At 49.9% G+C, this 19,664-nt stretch carries 11 protein-coding genes; 4 read left to right on the plus strand and 7 right to left on the minus strand.

From position 1 onward, the window contains the following. Window positions 1–1,266: RHS repeat domain-containing protein (locus tag ACRD7P_RS15350; protein WP_430908520.1), on the minus strand; the 1,266-nt coding region annotated here is incomplete at its 3' end. A 52-nt stretch (window positions 1,267–1,318) separates the two neighbouring features. Here ACRD7P_RS15350 and ACRD7P_RS15355 point away from each other — a divergent pair. Then, complete coding sequence (locus tag ACRD7P_RS15355) at window positions 1,319–1,552, plus strand: hypothetical protein (protein ID WP_430908521.1); 234 nt, start codon at window positions 1,319–1,321, stop codon at window positions 1,550–1,552. Window positions 1,553–1,556: 4 nt separating this feature from the next. Here ACRD7P_RS15355 and ACRD7P_RS15360 read toward each other — a convergent pair whose 3' ends face one another. The 6 genes from ACRD7P_RS15360 to ACRD7P_RS15385 form a co-directional block, all read right to left on the minus strand. Further along, a complete protein-coding gene (locus ACRD7P_RS15360) occupies window positions 1,557–2,021 on the minus strand; it encodes a hypothetical protein (RefSeq protein WP_430908522.1) in 465 nt (154 codons plus the stop codon). 14 nt (window positions 2,022–2,035) lie between these two features. Then, the gene (locus tag ACRD7P_RS15365; protein WP_430908523.1) at window positions 2,036–7,837 is read right to left on the minus strand and encodes a DUF6443 domain-containing protein; all 5,802 of its coding nucleotides are present in this window, start codon (window positions 7,835–7,837) and stop codon (window positions 2,036–2,038) included. Window positions 7,838–7,855: 18 nt separating this feature from the next. Continuing rightward, window positions 7,856–8,287: a hypothetical protein gene (locus tag ACRD7P_RS15370; protein WP_430908524.1), complete on the minus strand. Its 432-nt coding sequence runs from the start codon at window positions 8,285–8,287 to the stop codon at window positions 7,856–7,858. Window positions 8,288–8,327: 40 nt separating this feature from the next. Further along, window positions 8,328–11,747, minus strand: coding sequence for a hypothetical protein (locus ACRD7P_RS15375; protein WP_430908525.1), 3,420 nt, complete (start codon window positions 11,745–11,747; stop codon window positions 8,328–8,330). 121 nt (window positions 11,748–11,868) lie between these two features. Beyond that, the gene (locus ACRD7P_RS15380; protein ID WP_430908526.1) at window positions 11,869–12,819 is read right to left on the minus strand and encodes a hypothetical protein; all 951 of its coding nucleotides are present in this window, start codon (window positions 12,817–12,819) and stop codon (window positions 11,869–11,871) included. Window positions 12,820–13,613: 794 nt separating this feature from the next. Further along, entirely contained in the window at window positions 13,614–14,912 is a 1,299-nt protein-coding gene (locus tag ACRD7P_RS15385; RefSeq protein ID WP_430908527.1) for an aminopeptidase P N-terminal domain-containing protein, read from the minus strand. A 733-nt stretch (window positions 14,913–15,645) separates the two neighbouring features. On the opposite strand from ACRD7P_RS15385, the gene ACRD7P_RS15390 reads away from it, so the two are divergent. The 3 genes from ACRD7P_RS15390 (at window position 15,646) to ACRD7P_RS15400 (ending at window position 19,647) form a co-directional block, all read left to right on the plus strand. Beyond that, the gene (locus ACRD7P_RS15390; RefSeq protein ID WP_430908528.1) at window positions 15,646–18,495 is read left to right on the plus strand and encodes a WD40/YVTN/BNR-like repeat-containing protein; all 2,850 of its coding nucleotides are present in this window, start codon (window positions 15,646–15,648) and stop codon (window positions 18,493–18,495) included. Between the two features lie 230 nt (window positions 18,496–18,725). Continuing rightward, window positions 18,726–19,226, plus strand: a complete 501-nt coding sequence (locus ACRD7P_RS15395) for a GyrI-like domain-containing protein (protein ID WP_430908529.1) — start codon at window positions 18,726–18,728, stop codon at window positions 19,224–19,226. 16 nt (window positions 19,227–19,242) lie between these two features. After that, window positions 19,243–19,647, plus strand: a complete 405-nt coding sequence (locus ACRD7P_RS15400; protein WP_430908530.1) for a DUF2721 domain-containing protein — start codon at window positions 19,243–19,245, stop codon at window positions 19,645–19,647. Window positions 19,648–19,664 lie beyond the last annotated feature (17 nt).

A 19,664-nucleotide genomic window follows, 5' to 3' on the forward strand; every position in this document is an offset into this window, starting at 1 on the left:
AGTAGCCTCCGAAACCCATCGAGCTACTGTTGTCGCAGGTAATTTAGAAGATGGTAATACTGAACCATTACTGTTGTTTACTATTGTCTGAAAATCTTCATCGGAAACATAGAAATCAAAGTCATAACCATCATCTATAAAATACGTTTGAGAAGGATCATCCTTGTTTATGACAGTTGTGGCCTGTCCTGTTGATTGATAAACGGGAATTGTACCTGTTGGATCTGAAAAAGTTATAGGGCTATTGTATGAATAGTGGTATGGCGTAAAATCTTCTTGAACTTCAGCGAGAAGATCGATGTTCATCCACCGTCCCAGTGCAGGATCATAGTTCCTTGCAGTCACATCGTACCAGTCCAGACCCAGTTCCTGGTTGTACTCCTTGTCCCCGAACATATATCTTTTTGCAACGGAATTTCCGAGGGCGCTCACGCTGCCGTTATAACCTTTATGTTCCAACCCAAATGGATAATAGTTCGATTCCTTTACGATTTCGGTATTCGGGTCGATAGCCCCGTCGCTGTCGGCATCGGTGTAGGACAACCGCACGTTGCCCAAATGGTCACTGTACTGGTAAATATAATTATACCCTTGGCTTAGATCTTCCGTATTCCTAGGTTCTACATAACCCTCAGCGGTATTAAAAAATTGAAGGGAAGTAGCCGTATCATTACCCTCATAAACATACCCGGAAGCATATTCGGTAACCGTCTTTGGATTTTGCCCGGTTTCGGTCTTTATCTTTTTCAATTTAGACCCTGTTGCATCGTACACATAGCTTATGGTACCCCCATCTATAGCAACGGCCACGGGCAGGTTCAGATGGTTGTATTGTATATCGGTTATCCCTTTGTTGGCATCCGATGTCATGTTGCCATTGGTATCATATCCGTATTCCACGCCGTTACCGTTGGCGTCCCTGAACCCGCCTTGCCCAGCGGTCCCGTTGATGCCATCGGTTACCTTCAACAGCCTGTTCCCGCTATCGTACACATAATCCAGGTCGTCCATATCGCCAAAGGTCGTCGCGCCTGCATTGGTGTGTCCTTTTCTGTCAAGGCCGAGGATGTTCCCGTTCAGGTCATAACCGACATTGGATAGGTTATAATGTCCCGTATCGTCCGTAGCCGCTGTAATTCTGTTGAGCGCGTCGTAGGAATAGTTATAATATTTCAAAGAACTGTCATCCGTATTGGCCTTGCGCCACAGTACCGCGGAGATGTTTCCGTTGTAAAGGGACGGGGCCAGTTTTTCAGAGCTTGCCAAAAGTAACCATTCTAGTGTTGGACCGTATTCCTAACCGACATAGAACCAGTTTATGCCGATGCAGAAAATCGATGAAAAAGGAACGCTCCATGATATTCAAGATGATCGATTCTTTCCTGACCAAAAAGAAGTTCAAGGACTTTTTCAACAAGAACGTAGCTTCGCTCTAAAGCATAAAAACAACAACATCCCCCAAGTGGGCCTTGGTCGTAACGCTATAGCGCTTACCCGGAACGCCACTGGTCACAGACTAGCGGGAGCGGGGGGAAACTATAAAATTAAATGAATACTTACTTTCTCTCAACGATACCATTTTCTTTTGGTTTATGTTTGGAAAAGTCCAGGGTCCCTACAGTAAAGCAATTAGGCTGCCAATAATATTCAGGGTTGGCAATTCCCCTTTTATCCTTGAACCATTCGTCTCTGAACACATATTGGGTAGTATCTAATTTATTGTTGATTACCCTTGAGCCATTGTTGACCATCTCCCAACGATGGCCGTTCTTGTCCCAACAAATCCCAATTTCATCGCCTCCCTCCCTAATTCCGGATATATCGAGTAAAACATAGCCTTTCTCCGGCATTTCCGAGTGTTTTCCAATTGCTATGGCCCGTCCTCTCGCCGTATAATTACTGATAATGGTCACTACCTGTGATCTGTCAGCTGGGTACAAGTATATGATTTCGCTTTGTTTTTCAGAACATCCATAGGCTAGAACCAGTATAAGAACGGTTACCGCTTTTTTTAAAGTCATAACTTCCTTTCTTTTTATTCTCCGAATCTTTTGATACTACTGGGGGTTTTTCCTTTGGTACGCAGTGATTGTCGATATAGACTCTTTCCTACGGTATGACCGAGCTTCTGTGCTTTCTGTGTCGGAATCCCTTCTATCGAGGGATTAATACCCAGAAGATAGGAAGGATTGTCTAAATCTGACTTTTGGATAGTTTCCAAAGCGTCAAAAGCCAATCGTGCTGTGATCCATGGAATCCCCTTGCGTCCTGCAACGATTCCCGCGGCTCCGTTCCCATAGTCTCTGGCAGAACCGATTTTACCATTGCTCGCCTTACTTCCTCTATACTTATACTGCTCCTCTGTTCCACTAGTTCTATCTGCCATTCCGTCAGTCTTATGGTCATATTTTTCTCCACCAAGGGCATTGGGCATGTATTCGGCAAGACTGGGGTCCTCTTCGACTATAGTGTCGAGAAATTCCTGACCTTCGGTAGAATTAACATCGATGACCGCCCCCTCGACAGCGGTACCGTCATCGAAATAAAACGAATGGGATGTCAATGATTCCCCTATGACCTCTCCGGTCCTTTTTCCTTCTTCGTCCACTACATAGATATTATCGTCCCCGTCATCGGCATCGCCACCTTCAACAACTGTATATGTGCCATCTTCATTTTTTGAAACATTCGTAGAAAATGGTCCCACATCTCCCCCTATTATCACTCCGGTTCCATCTTCGTTCTGCTGCCCCCAAAAGACCATTGGGAACATCCCATCGGGATCGATGAAGTATACTGGATTATCGAATGCATAATTATAGGGCGAGTGCCTTGTCATCAATTCCGCCAAGGGATCGATATTCATCCAACGCCCAAGGGACGGGTCATAGTTCCTTGCCCCGAAGTCGTAGGTCTGTATTCCCAACGATTCGTCATATTCCATTCCGTTGTACTTCCACTTTTGGGCCACACTGTTCCCCAATGATGAAGTAACGTTGTTGTACCCCTTATGTTCCAGTCCGAAGGGATAGTAGTTCGATTCCTTTACGATTTCGGTATTCGGGTCGATAGACCCGTCATTATCTGCATCGGTATAGGATAGTCTGACGTTCCCCAAATGGTCACTGTACCGGTAAACGTAATCATATCCATCTGAACCGTTAGGGGATACATAACCTTCCGAATGGGGAAAGAACTGTAAGGTGTTGTTTTCATAAACGAACCCATTCGCATAATCCGTGATCGTACCCGTACTAACGGTCTTTTTCAATTTAGACCCTGTTGCATCGTACACATATCCAATAGTACCCCCATCTATAGCAACGGCCACGGGCAGGTTCAGATGGTTGTATTGTATATCGGTTATCCCTTTGTTGGCATCCGATGTCATGTTGCCATTGGTATCATATACGTATTCCACACCGCTACCATTGACGTCCTTGAACCCGAAGGTATCGCTGGCATCGTCGTCCGCTACATTGATGAGCTTGTTTCCGTTATCATAAGTATAGGTCAAATCGTCCATCGTGCCGAATCCGGTATTGTTGGACAATGATGGGCTTGCAATTGTCCAGCCTTCACGTTTGAGTCTCTCGATATTCCCGTTCTTGTCATAGCCGACATTGGATAGGTTATAATGTCCCGTATCGTCCGTAGCGTCAGTTATCCGGTTGAGCGCGTCATAGGTATAGCCATAAGATTTCAAAGAACTGTCGTCCGTATTGGCCGTGCGCCACCGTACCCCGGAGATGTTTCCGTTGTAAAGGGGCGTATTACCATTTTCGGACGTATTGTAATCCATACTAAAGTTAAACAATTTATCGGTACTTCCCACATCGTTGATGTCGGTAAGCCACCCCCTGACGTTATAGGCATAACCGATCTCCTGTAGGCCTGCGGAGGCCGAAAGGTCGCCCACATCTACAGCGCCGCCCACTTTTTTGCTGGCCAACTGCCCCAGATCGTCGTAAAGGGAGTAGGCGATCAACTGCGTTTCCCCACCGTTGCCGCTTGCCCCCGTACCAATGTTCAGCACGGCATCGGGCACCAAAACCGAATTGGTGACCACGATCTCGTTGCCCGCCGTTCGGGTATCGTCCACCGTTTCCCCGTCGATGAGCAGGTTCTGTACCGGGGTCCCCCCCCCGCCCTGGCCGCAACTTTCCAGACCGACGCCGCCCACACACTGGGTCTCTGCGAGCAACCTGCCCGATCGGTCGTAGGTGAAATTCGATACGGTCACTATGGTAGTACCCTCCCGGGTATGGGTGGCCCTGGTGCGCAACGGCCTTCCCGTAAAATCAAGTTCGGACTCCAGGATATCCACGGTACCCAGATATTCGTTGGTGGCATGGGTATAGATCGCCCTTCCCTTGGTATCGTAATAGTTTACGGAGGTGATCCACTCATCGTCCCCGGCCACGTCCAATACTTTTACACGGCTTACCGTTGGGAGGCCCCTGGCCGCGATGTCGGCCACTTGTACGGGGGAAGTCGTCCCCAAGGGGGTAAATGCCATCGGGGCACCGTTGCCATGGTCCACATAGTTATCGTAGTATGATACGGTAAGTACTTCACTTACCGAAACGCCGGCCGTCGAGCTCTGCGCGGGGTAGGCGCCATCGGTATAGAATACGGGGGCCTGCCCTATGGTATTCGCGGTTTCGCTCGCCGATACCCAGACCGCTCCCGACAGCCCGTCGGCCTCTTGCTGTATCACCGTCCGTCGGTCCCCTATCGGCGCAATGGCCTTGCCGGTATAGGCCACACGGCCGAATACGTCGTATTTGGTAAAGAGCCATTCCCCCTTTGCCCGCTGGTTGGCATCCTGGGTCATGATCGGCCGGTCGAGTTTGTCGTATACGATATGTTCCCATCCTTTGCCGGGCAATTTTTTCTCCACCAAACGGTTGCGCCGATCGTAACGGTATTGGTACCCCAAGGCGTCCAGATCGGTGGGGGCGCCCTCCATTTTGGGGGGCAGTACGTAACCGAGGTTCCCGTATATGTCATATACGTAATAAGTATCGTGCGCCACCTCCGATTCGCCGGCGTCCACGGTATCCCCGTCACCGTTCCGGTCCAGATCGGCATAGGTACGTTTGAGTACGGTACGCCCTTGGCGGTCGGTGAACTCCTCCATGCTATGGTTCTTGCCCGTGGTATGGTTTTCATCGTAGGTGACCCTGCGGTTCAGCTCCCCTGCACCATAGGTACCGTTATCGTCCAGATCGGGGGTGTATACGGAAAGGCCGTTCTCGACGGTCCTGGTAAGGGTCGCCTCAAAAAAGCGCACATTGTCCGCTTCGGTATTGGTACGGTACGCGTAGGCGATCTCGTGCCCCGAGCCTATGGCCCAATCCTTTCCGGGGGCCGCCTGTTGGGCCGGCCGGTTCAGGGGCGACGGTTCAAAAACGGTCTGCGAGAACGGATTGATATCCTCTACGGCACGGCCCTCAAAATCGGGACGGCCCCGGTAACGGTCTTCGTAATAGGCCTTGGTAGCGGTCTCCACATCCGTACGCAAACTGGCCAATGGATCTCCGGGGGCGAACAGGGGAAGCCATTCCTTGTGCTGTCGGCCATGGGTATCGTACCCGATATGGGACACCAGGTCCTTGGGATTTTCCCCTCCCGATCTTTCGATCGCCACCTGTTGTAGGGGGCGGCCCAGACCGTCGTAATAGGTAATGTCCTGGATCAGGGCCCCGTTACCGGTAAAAAAGGGGATTTCGGTATCCGCCGATATGCCCATTTCATCGGCACTCTGTTGATAGGTACGGCTATACACGTAGTTTTCCGGGGCGCCTCCGGTACCGGAAGCGCAGTCGTTGGTTTCCGAGCCCACATCGGGGCAAAGATCGGCATTGTTCAGTACGTAGCCGTCGGGACGGTCGCACTGGACGATATAAATGGCCGCATCGCCCAACCCGTCGCCATCGCTATCGTCATACCAGGTCAGATCACCGCTAATGGTGGCCCGTACCGCCCTACGGGGTACGGAAAAACAGCCGCCGGCGGCATTATAGCTTTCTATATACAGGGTAACGGTCGCGTCGATATCGGTGGTATAGCTCAACGTATTGGAGCTCACCCCTGCGCTCAAGGGGCTGCCCCCGGAAGCTTCGGTATACCAACGGATCTGGTCGGCCCCGCTGCCGGGAACGGCCGTTAGGGTCACCTGCCCCGCATCGCAGCGCGCGGTATTGCCCCCGGAAGGCTGCCCGGGCAGGGCGTTCACCGATGCGGTGATGGTACGCTTGGGGCCTTCGCAACCGTTCAGGCTTGCCGATACGCGATAATCGGTGGTCGCACCAAGTATCGGGGTAGTGAACTCGGGACCTTCTTCCAGGAACACCCCGTCCGCAGTATACCATAAAAACACCTGTCCGGGCCGTGGTACCGCCGTAAAGGTGACCTGGGCGTTTCCGCAAGATGCATTATCGGTCACCTCCGCCAAGGGCGGCGTCTCTTTTACCGTTACCGTAATCGCCTCGCGAGGGGTGATCGGAAAATCACAGCCCGAGCCGTTCTTCAATACGCCCCCCACATAATAGGTGGTCTGCCCCGGGCCGGTAACGGTAGGGGTATAGGTGGCACCGGTATGCACGGGGGAGCCCCCGCTGGCCGCGGTGTACCATTCGTAAATGCTGCCACTGCTACCGCCCCTTGCCAAAAGCCCGAACGTGGCAGGGGCGCAAAGCGGGCCATCGTTGTCGACAAGCTCCAGAACGGGCGCCGTGGTTCCCGAAAAAGTGGCCGCAACCCTTTTTCTTGCGCTTTCACAGCCATCTTGTACCACGCTTACCCAATATTCCGCAGGGCCGGATACCGTTATGGTGGTCCTAAGGACCGGACCGGACACGGTGGTGCCGGACACGTACGAACTCCCCCCCGCACTGGTATACCATCTGTGCGATACCCCGGGGGTACCGCTGGGAATACCGATGCTCTCGGCCGTCATGGTAGCGCTATTGGGCACGGAACAGCTATTTTGTCCATCGGTGACCGTAAGGGCCGGTGTATTGGCCTCTGCCGTTACGTTGACCGCGCTACTGAGGCAGTCCCCTATTTTGGCCCGTACCTGATAGGTGGTGCTGGTGCTGATCGTGGGCCGATAGGTGGTGGCAGTGGTTATAAAGGTACCCGAAGCGGTATACCAACGGTAACTGGCACCGGAGCCGCCGCCCGAAGCGGTCAGCGTGGCGCTCCCGCCGTTACAGGAGGGTACCATGGTCACCGTAGGGGCATTGGGATCGGTGGGCACGCTTACCGAGACCGAACCGAGTTCGTAGCTCCATTCCAGACTGTTATCGTCCCTGGCCCTGATGTAGTAGGTGCCGCTTCCCTCGTTTGCGACAAAACTGCTGCCGCTCCCCCTATCGGTGAGCTTTCCGCTACTGTTCTTTCCCTGCCAATACCACTTTACGCCGCTCGGGGGCGAACCGCTACGGCCCAGGGTAGATTCCCCACAGCCGTTGGAAGCTACCGTAGGGTCCGCGGGTCTGTTGGGGACCGTTTGGGCAACGCTTACCGGAAAGGTCAAAAAATAGTTGTTGAAAAAGGCATCGGTCATTTCTACGTACAATACGTCGTCGGTACCGCTTACGAAGGTAACACCGGTCTCGCTCAGGGTCCGCCGGGTAATCGGGTTGTTCCGGGCCGAGGTCCAGTATACATCGCTGATGTTGGAACTCGGGAATACGACATAGTTGTGGATATCGCCCTGATCAACGGACGCAGGGCCGTTGATACTGTATTGTGGCAGTACCGCCAAGGGAAACAATAGGACCAGTAAGGTCAGGGCCTTTCCTAGTTTGTTGTTCGGGAACATCATATTATCGTTTTTGGTGGTTTAGTTCTGTTTTACAAGGTGAAGTTCCGGATACAACAATTTTCCCTGATCGGGGACATCGATCTCAAGGCCCAATGTGGTCGTATCTACATATAGTAGTCGATATTGCTGTCGCTGCCCGTTGCCAAGGGTCAGCTCCAACATATTGCCATCGGCCAAAAATGTCCATTCGCCGTTTACCGTTTGCCCGCTCTGCAAGCTGATGGCAAAGGCGCCGTTCGCGGTAAAGTGGTATTGCCGTTGCGCATAGGAGGTTTCTTGTCGATCCCTTCTTTCTTGTGGCATTTCATCAAGATAGTTCCGTCCTTCGGAATGCATGTTCTGTTTGGTCCGTGCATAGTCCACCGACCAATTGCCCGGTAAAAGGGCGGCCGGAGAACCCTCTTGGGCCATGATCGCTCCCAGGGAGCATAATGCGAATAAAATTACCATACACCGGTATGGTGGTTTCAGGTGTTTCATGGACGTATGTTCAATCATTGCTGCGTTTGTAACCATATTCATAATCGGAAACGCGGTCGCCCGCGGCATCCCGCACTTCTTTTAACCGGTCGAAACCGTCATACCGGTAGGTATTGGTATACCCCCTGGGGTCGGTAATACTGGTGACCCCTACCAAAGGATCGTAGGTGTAGGTGGTGACCATCGCTTCCGGAAAAAGGGTCCTTAGGGTCTCGAGCCTTTGACGTAGGGTATTCTCACTGTTGGCGTCGGTATCGTTATCGGCCGCGTCGATCGCTTGTGCTATGGCATTTTCCTGTGCGGTACTCATTTGATCGTAACCCGCATTTTCAATTTTGGCGATCAAACGGTTGCTTTTGTATCCCCATACGTAGCTAACGGGACTGCCATCGGTACGTACGGCCTCCAGTAAATTTCCCTTGTCGTCGTACGCCACGAACTCCAAGCGTTCCTCCAGCGGGTCGATCCCTTTTTGGGTGCTGACGGTGGAGGTGACGATCGCGCCGTTGCCCCGTTGCTTAAATTGCTGTTGTCTTTTGCCCAATACCTCGAATCCGGTTGCGGCCGTTCCCTCGTATACGTTGGTCTGTACGGACTCGTACAGTCGGTTCCGGTCGGCCAGCTCCGCGATCAGGCCATCTTGCCCGGGATCGCGATCGGGATTGGAGAGGGCGTTGAAGGTGTAAAAATTTTCGGTCCGGCGATAGGCACCGTTGTCGACCTGCACCTCCGAATACAGCGGCATCATATAGGTAATGGCCCCATCGGCATCCTCGGGATAGGTATTGCGGCTTCGGGTCTCGATCACCGAACCTTCAAAATATTGTTTGGAAACCGTTTCGGCCAGTTGGATGTACCCGGAATGGATCTCGTTCTCTTTTATCGAACTCACCGTTTGCCCCAGGCTGGAGGGTACGATGTTGATCCCTTTTACCGTTAGGGACTTGTTGGCGGCAAACTGTTGGCCCGGTTCTTCGGGGTCATAGGACATCCATCGGTACACATTTTCGGTTTCCGAGACTTTTTCATAGGTATTTCCCGAAACCTCGTAATCGACCTGTTTCAATAATTTTCCCCTTAGATACTCCCTAGAGTTTTCGGTGACCACGGGATAGGTACGGATCCACCTTCCCTGAAACAGGAAGTCGTCCCGTTCGCCGTTATCCTGTATGTAGCCGATATATTTATCCGGAAAATCTGCCGGCGACGAAAAGTAATAATCGGTCTTTCCATTTCCGCCATCGCCGCTGGTCACCGATACCTTTCCATAGCCCACCGTATTGCCCGAGGTAAGTACCATGGGATAATGGGACGATACGCTCCTATTGGCCAAACTCAATGGAAATGGTGTTTGTGTACCTGCATAATAACTATAGTTCTGGAACCAATACCGGGGTGCGGAAACGATACTCCCCGAGGAAACGCCCTGATCGTTATCATAGTTATAGCTCCGGGAAACGGGGGTGCCCCGTACCGGCACATCGGTCACTTTTTTGATCCGTACCCCGCCCACATCCTTTTCGGGATCGTTCGATTCGTTCTGCCAGGTAAGGGATATCAGGTAATCAAAATTGGAAGGGTTACAGCTAGTGGCGTTCTCGGCCATATAAAACGATACATCGTAGTTTCCCGGGGCGATAATGTGCTCCATTGACCGACCGATATCCGAGGCATCGGCAAACTCAAAGGAAAATTCCCGTACGGCATCGGTAGCGGTATCCACCAACCGCACAATGGGGGTACATCCGTTAGGGTATTGGAGCGCCCGCATGGTCATCACCGTGGCCTCGGTAAAGCTCGAATACAGCTCCACGTCGATATTGGCCGTGTTATCGGGTACGGTAAGACTTTCGAAACCATTGCTGAGCGGTGCCTGTAGTTCCGTGCTGACCGCGGTGTTCCCTTCATATTCAAAATCGGTATGCCCGCCCGTTGGATACACCACCCGCTTCAAAATGCCCGCCTGCGCATGCTCGGCGCTGGGGTTGCGATCGGCACTGCCGATAAGGGTGGTCACCCATTCGCCGTCGATCCCGTTGTACCAAGTGGCCAGCTGCTCGGCCTGAAATTTGGTGTTATCGGTCCTACCGTTATAAAAGCCCCAATGGTCTTTGGCCTTGCTTGCCGTGGTCGGTAGAAAATGGTCGGTATCGTACTCGAACCTATAGGGCGGCTTCGTTTCCGTACCGGAACTTATTTCCTGCACCGATACCAAGGCCAGCCGATTCCCGTTCCCGAGCTGTAATGCCTCGGAATCGTTTTCCAGGGCGTTGGGGGTAAAGTATCGGTAACGGAACAAAAACTCTTTGACGATAACGCCCTGTCCGTTCTTGATCAAAATGCGCTCCAGGGCGCGGTTGTTCTCCAGGTCCTTGCGAAGGTTGGGCGCGGTAAGGAATTCTACGGACCCGTCCGAAAACGTAATCTTTTTGAGATTTTTCCCCAAAAAATAATCCTCTACATAGCCTTCTGTTTCGTTCGACCCGGAAACCGTTGCCGTAAGGCGGGTATTGGAATAAAAGAACGGTTCGTATTCAAGGCCGATCTCCCGGGTACCGTCGGCATTTTTCATCTTGGTCAAATGCCAACTGGTAGGGTAGCAGCTCTGATCGTAATAGCTACCGCCCAAATTTCGGGAATTACTGCGTTCCTTTTCTTCAAATTCATAAGCGGTGCCATATTCATCGGTAACAAAAAAGGCGTTCATGGTCCCGGCGGGGAAACAGTCCCTGAACCCGGCATCTTGATAGTTTCCACTGCCCGAACTGTAGCGAATGCCGACATCTTTGTAGGGTTTTTGAAAGATCGTAGCGTCATAATCGATAAAAAATGCCCCGGATCCGGTAGGGGTGCTGTACATGAACTTATCGGGTTCGCTGTCCTTTCTCCCCAAGGCAATGTCGTTCAAAAAATCGATGTTGGTAACGCTTCCCGAGGTGTTCCTTTTTTCTCGCGGTACTTCGGTATAGCTCAGAAAACCCCTTCCATCGGTTGCTTCATCGGCAACGCCACGTTTGGTGCGCGACACGGCGCCCCCGGCATTGAGCGTCCAACCGAGCCCTACCCAACTGGCCTGTTCTTCCAGTTTTATACCGTTCCCGCCGTTATAGGAAAGGCTGATCGGGAGTTCAAGATCGCCCTCCTTTATGGTAAAAATGGGGATGGATACATCTATTTTGCCCACATAAAAATTTACTGCACCATTGCCGTAGGTGTGCATGGCGATGGCATTGGGCGTAGGCGGTGCCAGGGTCGGAAATTCCGGTGCATCCGTCTGGGCAAAACTGCCCGCCCATAGCAACGAGGCACAAAAGGCGTATTTTAAACACGAACGATATTTCATATGATGATAGGGTATTGTTTTTAAAGCTATTCGTTGTAGGAAGTCCTTGATCGATAGTCCTATGATATGGGAACGGACGTGCTCCATATAGGTATCGATCTTTCTTCGGTAGGGGCGTACCGAAAAAATTCATGTACCGGTCACTTAAAATGCCGGAAAACTCGCGGCGGGTGCACGGGCGATACCTGAACGATATCCCGGTCTCCCGTTAACGGCGACCGCTTTCGTCGTCGGTACCGGTCGGTCCGTTAAGGCTTGCCAACCGCTCTTTTATGGAGGCGAGCTCCGCTTCCTGCTCGGTGCTCCTGCTTTCCAACTGGATCAGGTAAAGCGTAAGCTCCTCGATTTTTTCGAGCAGTTTTAGGTTCATCTGCTTGAGATAGACGCCGTTTTCCTCCATTTCGGCCGCGGAGGGGATGTTGGGCAAATGGCCGTGCTCGGCGATATGTTGTTCTACCTCGTCCAAGGAACGTAGGCGGTACCCTGCATCGAATACATAATCCGGCGCTACGGCACCGTTAAGGTTTACTCGTACCTCCTGGGCATGTATCTTTCCTTTTACCGTTAACTTTTCGTCGGGCGTTGTGGTGCCGATGCCCACGTTTCCCTTAAAGTAATTGGCATAACTGCCGCCGAACCATGCCGAGTTGTCCTTGGCACCGGTATACCCATCGTGTTCGGCAAAAAAGCGGATGGCCTGTCCCGAACTCCTTATCTGAAAAATGGGGTCGCCCTTGGCAGGGTTCTGCAGTACCCGATAGGCAAGTCCCGAGGCGCTCTGTGTTCCATTGCCGCGATGGTTGCCCGATGTGGGCGCTTCCATCTTTATGGGCCGGTCACCGGAATCAAGGGTGCTGGCGTTCAACGCTCCGGTAACCACCAGCCCTTCGAAGGTCGGCGTCAACCATTTCATGTTCTGGGTATCGAATATCACGGACCAGCCATCATCTTGATTATAAAGGCTGAGGCCGCCGCCGTTCGTACTGAGCTCGGGAAAATCGCCGTTGTAGTTCCGGTCGTAATAGAACAGGCCCTCCGTTTGGGAATGGTTGCCACGTTCGGTGTTCTTCAAGGTAAAGGAGTCTTGTACCTGTGCCAGAAGGCACAGCGGACAGAACAGCGACAGGGCAGTACTTAGGAATTGGTTCGTTTTGGTCATTTTATGGTCTGGTTTTGATGGTGGCACTGCCCATTTCGATAAATATAGCGCCGGAAAGGGCATGCTTTTGGTAATACTGAGGACAAAATTAACTTAATTTAACAATATTCCTACATCTTTTTCTTTCTTTTTAACAATAAAAACTATCGATAAGCAATAGAATTTTGACAAAAACTGTTATGGTTTTTTCGGATTCGATACAGGATTTTACCCAATCGTATTGGTAGTCGCGGCTGTCATCCGCAACAGTAAAAATCAAAATTAAGTGCCTTCACTGCAAAAAACTTGCAGGGAAGGCTAATTTTCTTTTAAAGTCAAATTGGTATGAAATGTAGACTTCATATCGTTCAGCGCAAAAGGCGTGCGCTTTTGTCGGGAAGTTTTCGGGTCTTTTACAACATCAAGCTAAATAATGTTATACCATTTCTGGTATTTGTTCGATTTAAAACACCCATATTTTATGCTGTGGAACATTTTCCCTTTTAGAAAGGCTAGTAGCGGAAAAGCGCTGAGATCCGCGCCAGAGGCCGCATAGTTGGCAGTAAGGTTTTGGGTCGGGGACTGAAAAAACCCTACGAAAAAATGTTTTTTTCCTTGATCCCGTTTCTTTTGGAGCAAGCAAAAGAAATGAACAGAAGGCCAAATGAAAGGGTAAGGAGTTTATTTATTCCCTTTATTTTATAATAAAGACCCTTTTTTAGGTAGAACCCATGTAAAATAATGTTTCGCCATGGTTAACACCAAAAGGACGCACCATTATTGAAAAACACCTTAAAGTCGCCATTAAATACCCCTTATTGTGGTGCTTGCATCAACCCCTCTATTTCCTCAACGGCAATGGGAATGTTTTGCATGAGGTTGAACGGGCTTCCGGTTTCTTGGATCACTACGTCGTCCTCCAAACGAATGCCCATTTTTTCTTCTGGCAAGTATATTCCCGGCTCCACGGTAAATACCATATTGGCTTTCATCGGCGTTTTTAGGGCTCCGTAATCGTGGGTATTGAGCCCGATATGGTGACTGGTGCCATGCATGAAGTATTTTTTATAGGCGGGCCGATCCGGGTGTTCGTTCTGGATGTCGGCCTTATCCAATACGCCCAGCCCCACAAGCTCCGAACTCATGATCTTGCCCACTTCCTTATGGTATTCCGCCCAAAGGGTTCCGGGCACCAACATTTCGGTGGCCGCGTCCTTTACGCGAAGTACCGCATTGTATACGGCTTTCTGGCGGGGAGTAAATCGGCCGTTAACGGGAACGGTTCTGGTAAGATCGCTGGAATAGTTGGCATACTCCGCCGCAACGTCCATTAGGATCAGTTCACCGTCCTTACATTGGTTGTTGTTCTCGATATAGTGTAATACGTTGGCATTATTGCCCGATGCTACTATAGGGGTGTAGGCAAATCCTTTGGATCGGTTGCGAACGAATTCGTGCAACAGCTCCGCTTCGATCTCATACTCCCAAACCCCCGGTCGTATGAACCCCAATAACCGCCGAAAACCCTTTTCGGTAATGGTACAGGCCTGTTGCATCAGTGCTATTTCCTCCGGCTCTTTTACCCCGCGGATTTGTTGTAAAATAGGATTGCTCTTTGCAGTGCAATGGGCAGGAAATTTGCGCTTACAGTCCAAAATAAAACGATCTTCCCGGGTTTGGGTCTCCACGGCTTGCCGATAGTGTTCGTTGGTATTAAAATAAATGGTTTCCGCTTCCGTCATCAGATCAAAGAAAACACGATCGAAGTCGGAAAGCCAATATATGGTCGCTATTCCGGATACTTCGGTAGCCTTTTCCTTTGTCAGTTTTTCACCTTCCCAAACGGCAATATGCGCATTGGTCTCCCGCACAAAAAGTACCTCTCTATGGGCTGCGTTCGATGCCTCGGGAAACAAAAGCAAAATGGTCTCCTCCTGATCGGCGCCGCTCAAATAGAAAATATCCCGATGCTGTTCAAAAGGATGTGTGGCATCGGCGCTTATCGGATAAAGATCGTTCGAATTAAATACCGCGATACTCTTCGGTTGCATGGCCGACATAAATTTCTTGCGGTTTTTGATGAACAAAGTGTTGGAAATCGGTGCGTATTTCATGAATGCCACAAATTTGTTGTCAGCGGTAGTCGGTTGCCTACGTTTGAATTTATAATTCGATAAAGTGTGGTCAAAAATAAGAAAAGTACCCGCTTCCAATCGTGTTTTGGATGTAGAAAAGATACCGGAAGAAATCGCGAAGCATCCAAATATCCCACCGCCTAGGCTCAGGATAGCCTTTACAAAAGAAAAGAGGCCCTTTGCAGAACCTCTTTTCAAAAATAAAGCTGGGGAATTTTACTGTTCACCCCTTGCTGGTTTGGCAACTTTTAGTACGGTACTGTCAAAAACATTACAAATACCGGCGCTAGCTACTCCACGAAGCGTCGCAACACGATGTTCCCGCTATCATTTGAATCGGAAATCTCCATGATTGTGGGTGGCACCATCGGCATGATGCCTTAGGGACCTAGTAATATTGATAACAGTTTCGAAACGAAAAGTTCGGTTTAATTATTACTTATAAATTTAGTTAAAAAAATGAAATAAACGTGCATTATTGTTATATTTTTTAAATAATTCATATTTAATTTGAATTTTTAACAGTATATCCATTTTTTAAAAGTCCAAATAAAAACCGGAACCCTTGCAGTTTATTTCATAAAACCCGTTGGCACCCCTGAAATCTACCTCTAAAGGCCTTGCAAAAAAACCCGGAAACCGTTTTTATAAAAAGGTTGACATCCCCTTTTGGTTTTCTTACCTTGACCTACCTAAAACAAATGAAACTGCGATGAAAAATGTGTTGCTTCTTAGCTTTTTATGTACCGCTATTTCCCTTTGGTGCCAAACCCCGGCAACGAAGGCCCTGGACATCCAAGAATCCCTGGAGCAAAAACGACAACTGACCGCCGGTTCCCTGCTAAAACATATTCCCTTGAAAAATATCGGTCCTACGGTAATGAGCGGCCGCGTGGTCGATATCGACGTGAACCCGAATAAGCCCACCGAATTTTATGTAGGCTACGCCTCGGGCGGTGTCTGGCATACCGTAAACAACGGCACCAGTTTTACGCCGATCCTAGACAGTTCCGACACCCAAAATGTGGGGGATATTGCAGTACATTGGCCTACCCGTACCATTTGGGTGGGCACTGGGGAAAACAACTCGTCCCGTTCCTCCTACGCCGGTATAGGCCTGTTAAAAAGTACCGATAACGGTGCTACTTGGAACCATATGGGGCTTCCGGACACACATCACATCGGGCGTATTTTAATCGACCCCGACAACCCGGAACATGTGGTAGTGGGCGTACTCGGGCATTTATACTCCCCGAACAAAGAACGTGGCGTATACCGTACCAAAGATGGCGGCATCACCTGGGAGCAAACCTTGTTCATCGATTCGGAAACCGGAATCGTGGATATCGCCGCGGTACCGGGGCAATTCAATACGCTATACGCCGCGGCATGGCAAAAAGACCGCAAAGCTTGGGACTTTCATGGAAACGGTACCGGCTCGGGCATTTATAAGAGTACCGATGGCGGTGGCACTTGGACTATAGTAAGTACACCGGAAAGCGGTTTTCCTTCTGGGGAAGGCGTAGGCCGGATCGGGTTGGCCGTTTTTGACGACAACACCGTTTATGCCGTGTTGGACAATCAGTTCCGTAGGGAAAAGGAGAAAAACACACCCAAAAAAAACGATGAACTTCGCAAGGAGGATTTTAAGACCATTTCTACCGCAGACTTTTTAAAGCTGGACGATAAAAAACTGGACGCGTTTTTAAAAACCAATGGTTTTCAGGAAAAATACCGCTCCGAGAACGTAAAGCAATTGGTGCGTTCGGGAACGGCAAAGCCCATAGACCTTGCCAAATATCTGGAAGATGCGAACGCCATGTTGTTCGATACCCCGGTAATCGGGGCCGAAGTGTACCGCAGTACCGATAGCGGGCAAACATGGACGTTACAGAACGATGACTATATCGATGACCTTTTTTACAGCTATGGGTATTACTTTGCCCAAATTAATGTAGATCCCAATAATGCGGACCATATTTATCTTGCAGGGGTACCCCTCATTACATCGGAAGATGGCGGAAAAACCTTTACCACCATCAGCACCGAGAACGTGCACTCCGACCACCACGCCCTTTGGATCGATCCCAACATGCCGGGGCACTTGATCAATGGAAACGATGGCGGGGTAAACATCACCTACGATAACGGCGAACATTGGATCAAAAACAACTCGCCCGAAGTGGGGCAGTTTTACGCCATCAACGTTGACAACCAAGAACCGTATCATGTGTACGGCGGGCTACAGGACAACGGTGTATGGGAAGGCCCCCACAATGCCAAGGAGAGTCCGCGCTGGCAGCAGACCGGACAGTATCCGTGGAAATCCATTATGGGCGGTGATGGTATGCAAATACAGATCGATGACCGAAACCATAATGTGGTGTACACCGGCTTTCAGTTCGGTAATTATTTCCGAATCCATAAGGAACGAAAAGAACGGAAGTATATTCAGCCAAAACACGAACTGGGAGAAACACCCTTCCGTTTCAATTGGCAGACGCCGATCCTCTTATCACCGCACAATCAGGATATCCTGTATTTGGGAAGCAACAAACTACACCGCTCCATGAATAAGGGCGACGACTGGGAAACCATATCACCCGACCTTACCAATGGCGGAAAAAAAGGGAATGTGGCCTATGGCACGTTAACCTCCATTTCGGAATCGCCCTTTAAATTCGGGCTGCTCTATACCGGTAGTGATGACGGACGGCTTCACCTTTCCCAAAACGGCGGGGGCAGCTGGACCAACATTTCGGAATCCCTGCCAAAAGGGCTATGGGTAAGTCGTGTATGCGCTTCTTCCCATAAAAAAGAACGCGTATATGCCACCTTGAACGGATATCGATGGGACGATTTTAGTACCTATATATATGTTAGCGAAGATTATGGCGCCACATGGAAAAATATTGGCGCTGGTATTCCAAAGTCCCCAGTGAACGTGATCATCGAAGATCCCGAAAACGAACAACTGCTTTTTGTCGGTACCGATAACGGGCTTTATGTTTCCCTGAACAGGGGAACATCATGGGAGAGTTTTCAAAACGGGCTGCCCAATGTTGCGGTACATGATCTGGTGATACAACCCGAGGCAAAACACCTGTTGGTAGGCACGCATGGCCGTAGTATTTATAAGGCCGACATTGCTCCCTTACAACAATTGACCCCTGAAACGCTGTCAAAACCGCTTCATGTATATGCGCTAGATACTATTGAGCACAGTGCCGATTGGGGCAGTCCACGTTATACATGGGCCGAGCCGGATACCCCGGGGCTCGATATTGTGTTTTACAGCACCAAAGCGGGCGAGTTTACCATCAGTACCAGCACCAACAATGGTATAACGGTAAGCAGCACCACAATCAATGCGGACAAGGGACTCAACATTGCATCCTACGACCTCGCATTTTCCAAAAAAGGAAAATCGGCCTATCTAAAGAAAAACAAAACGGCATTGAACGAAGCAAAAAACGGGAAAACCTATTTGCCCAAGGGCTCCTACACTATACAAATAGCGGGGAACGGGACAACGGAAAAAACCACTTTTGAAATCGAATAGCCGAACCAGCATGCATTTTAAATATATCTATCTATTGGAAGACAATAACGTTATTGTTCAACATTGCATCAGGTTGGTGGGGAACGGTTTGTAGTAAGCTGTTTTATGGGCCATAAAAATCGCTACCTGCCGACCGCGACCGAAGACGTATTGGAAATCTGTAGTCCGTGCCGAGCAATAGGGGGAAATCTTCCACTAAAACGCATCATACCAAGTAATGATCTTGACCCATGAAAACTGAACCGCGAATAGAAACAACACCGGAACAACAACTTATAGGCCTGTCGGTAACAATGTCGCTCACCGAAAACCGAACGGGCGACCTTTGGAAGACCTTTATGACGCAAATGATCCAAAAAAACGGACCGGTAAGCGCCCCTAAATATTCCATTCAGGTATACGAAGATGTCGGCTATTTCAATTCCTTTGACCCTGGCAAACGTTTTACAAAATGGGCCTGTATCGCAGCGGAAGATTGTGCGGTGGTCCCGGAAGGTTTTCAACCCTTTGTATTGAAGGGTGGAACCTATGCGGTATTCGACTATCAGGGAACGCCGGCCGACTTTCCAAAAATGGCGCAATGGATCTACGGACAATGGCTGCCCAGCTCCCCATATCAGCTCGACCATCGGCCCCATTTTGAGTTGTTGGGAAAAGCGTACAAAAAAGATAGCCCCGACTCCAAAGAAACCGTATGGATCCCCATAAAACCAAAAAGCAAAGAACAATAAACACCACCCTTTTTCCATGGAACTGAGCTTGAGCATACCCGCCCTACTTTTCCCGGCCATTTCACTGACCATGCTCGCCTATAATGCGAGATATTTGGCCATAGCCGCACTAATCCGCCAACTGCACCAAAAATACCAGGAAACCGCTTCCTCATCTACCGCCCTGCAAGTAGAAAAACTGCGCAAACGCCTTGGGATCATTAAAAACATGCAGGCCACGGCGATCGTCAGCTTTTTGCTTTCCGCCATAACCATGTTCCTAATTTATCTGGCCGAACCCTTTTGGGCCAACATCATATTCGGCATAAGCCTGGTATTTTTAATGCTATCCCTTTCCTTATCACTGCTAGAGGTGCAATTATCGACCAAAGCGCTTTCCATTCAGTTGGGCGATATGGAAAAACCAAAAGGGAACGCTTAGCGGCCCGACCACTGCTT

The organism is Maribacter sp. 2-571 (assembly GCF_050589625.1).
Classification (GTDB): Bacteria; Bacteroidota; Bacteroidia; order Flavobacteriales; family Flavobacteriaceae; genus Pelagihabitans.